Here is a 2,675-nt window from a genome sequence, read left to right on the forward strand (position 1 = left end):
CCGACATCAACTACGCGATGGACGATTCAGCCGCCGACTACGGCTCGATCGCCTCTGGCGGCACCGCCGACTGCGGTTCGGACTGCTACGCCGCGACGATCACGATCGGCGGAAGCGGCAACCGCCCGACGATCAACACCCCCTCGGATATCGACTGGGATGCGAGCATGGAAGAGACGCCGACGACGACCGTCGCCTCCGTGACCGCCGCCCAGACGCCGTTCACGTGGCGCGTCCACGTCGGAGGCTCGTTCAGCGACGTGCCGAAGACCTTCCTGCTCTATGACTACGTGGAGCGTCTCGTCCACAACCAGGTGACGTTCGGAACGGGCGGAACGTCCTTCAACCCGGGCGGCCATGCCTCCCGACTCCAGATGTCGGCGTTCATCGCGCGGGCCTTCGCGGGCGGCGACGCCAACGTGCCGCTCTCCGGCACGATCACGTCGGCCGACAATCCGACGGTCAACGGCAGCTACGACTGCTCGGACGGCGGCAACTCGCTTTACGCCGACATCCCGCCCGCCACCGCCGGTTTCTGCAAGTACGTCCACTACATCACCGGCCTGAACGTCACGAACGGCTGCGATACCAACGTGCCGCCCGACTTCTGCCCGAGCGGGCTCGTCTCGCGGCGCGTGATGTCCGTCTTCATCTCCCGCGCCCTCGTTCCCGGTCTCGGCGACGGCGGCGTGCCGGACGCCAACACGGGAACCGGCCCCTTCGCCACGCGGACTTACGACTGCGTCAACGGCCCCGGGCCGTTCTCCGACGTCCCCGCGGGAAGCTCGTTCTGCAAGAACATCGGCTACATCTGGACGCTCGGCGTCGTCGACGGCAACGGCGACGGGACATTCGGACCCAACGGCCTCGTCACCCGCGCCCAGATGGCGAAGTTCCTCGACAACGCCTTCCAGCTCACGATCGGCCCCGCCCAGTAGGGCCTGACCTCATCGATTTCACGGGGCCCCTTCGCGGGGCCCCTTTTTTTTGCGCGCGCGCGGGTGGAACTCGTCGTAGACGGTCCGGAGGCGCGCGCGCGAGACGTGCGTGTAGATCTGCGTCGTCGAGATGTCCGCGTGGCCGAGCATCATCTGCACGGAGCGCAGATCCGCGCCGTGCTCGAGGAGATGCGTCGCGAAAGAGTGCCGCAGCACGTGCGGCGAGATCGCGGCGCGGATGCCGGCCTTCCGGGCGTACCCCTCGATCAGCTGCCAGAACCGCTGCCGGGTCATCGGGGAGCCGCGGCGGTTCAGGAACAGGTGCGGGGACCGCTTCGGGTCGAGGCCCGGGCGGGCGTCGGCGAGATAACGCGCGATCCACTTCCGGGCGCCGCGGCCGAGCGGCACGAGCCGCTCCTTGTTCCCCTTCCCCGACACGAGGATCGTCCCTCCCTCGAGGTCGACCCTTCCCGTCTCGAGCCGGACGAGCTCCGAGACGCGGAGGCCCGTCGCGTAGAGGGTCTCGAGCATCGCGCGGTCGCGCAGCCCGAGGGGGCCGCTCTCGTCGGGAGCGGCGAGCAGGGCGTCGACCTCGGACGGGCCGAGCGCGTGCGGCAGCGCGGCCCAGGTCTTCGGGTTCTCGACGTGCGCCGTCGGATCCTCCGAGATGATCTTCTCTCCGACGGCGAAACCGAAGAAGCCCCGAAGCGAGGAGATCAGCCGCGCGGCCGAACGCGCGGAAAGGCCGGCGGCGCGGCGCGCCTGCAGGTGGCGGACGATCTCGGCACGGCCGACCTTCGCGATCGGAATTCCGCGGGACTCGAGCCATCGGCCGAACTCCGAGAGGTCGCGGCCGTACGCCTCGACGCTGCGGGGAGAGAGTCCTCGCTCGACGGCGAGACGGTCGAGATAAGTCGGGAGGTGCCGGACCAGGAAATCGCCGGCGTCCGCGCGCATGCGGCGCGGCGTCAGGAAACCGCGAGCGATTTCGTGGGCGCCTTCTCGCGGCAGATCTCGAGGATCTCTTCGTCGGTGAGCACCCGATCGCTCTTCTTCGCCGCCTGGAAGATCGCCGAGACGAGGCCCGAACCGCCCTCGATCCCGTGCTCGGAGAGCCAGTAGACGACGTTCGACTCGCCCGACATCGGCCCGACCTCGATCTTCTGGCGGCGCCCGACCATCGCGGCCGGCACCCCGGAATAGACGCGGTCGGCGAGCCAGTCGTCCCCCTTGTGCCGCGCCTTGATGATCGCCGCGGCGTGGACCCCCGTGCCGGTGCGAAACGCGTCCTTCCCGACGATCGGGTAGTTGTCCGTCAAGGGGACGCCCGTCGCTTCCGAGATGGTCTTGCAATAGCGCGTCAGCGCTGTCAGGTCGCGTTCGATCCAGCCGAGGAGCTGCAGGTTCACGAGGAGCTGATCCATCGGCGTGTTGCCGACGCGTTCCCCGATCCCGAGGCCCGTGCCGTGGACGCGGTGCGCGCCCGCCTCGAGCGCGGTGATCGAGTTGATCACGCCGAGCCCGCGGTCCTGGTGGCCGTGCCAGTCGACCCTGACCGCCGGGGCGATGCCGTCGACGAGCGCCCGCACCCAGGAGACGAGCGCCCGCACCCCGTCGGGGGTCGCGTGCCCGACCGTGTCGCACACGCAGACCCGCGAAGCGCCGGCGCGGATCGCCGCCGTGAAGAGCGAGCGCAGGTCGTCGGGATGGGAGCGGGTCGTGTCCTCGGTCACGTAC

The 2,675-nt window shown here is 69.6% G+C and carries 3 protein-coding genes; 1 reads left to right on the forward strand and 2 read right to left on the reverse strand.

Annotated elements, in window-relative coordinates:
* Nucleotides 1–938, forward strand: a 938-nt coding sequence (locus VKH46_06660; protein HKB70510.1) for an S-layer homology domain-containing protein, incomplete at its 5' end; no start/stop codon positions are given.
* Between the two features lie 18 nt (nucleotides 939–956).
* Here the strand turns inward: VKH46_06660 and xerD are convergent.
* Both xerD and VKH46_06670 read right to left on the reverse strand, forming a co-directional pair.
* Complete coding sequence (gene xerD, locus VKH46_06665) at nucleotides 957–1,895, reverse strand: site-specific tyrosine recombinase XerD (GenBank protein ID HKB70511.1); 939 nt, start codon at nucleotides 1,893–1,895, stop codon at nucleotides 957–959.
* A gap of 11 nt (nucleotides 1,896–1,906) precedes the next feature.
* The coding region (locus VKH46_06670; GenBank protein HKB70512.1) for a 2-isopropylmalate synthase at nucleotides 1,907–2,675 on the reverse strand (769 nt) is incomplete at its 5' end.

The sequence above is a fragment of the Thermoanaerobaculia bacterium genome (assembly GCA_035260525.1).
GTDB lineage: Bacteria > Acidobacteriota > Thermoanaerobaculia > UBA5066 > DATFVB01 > DATFVB01.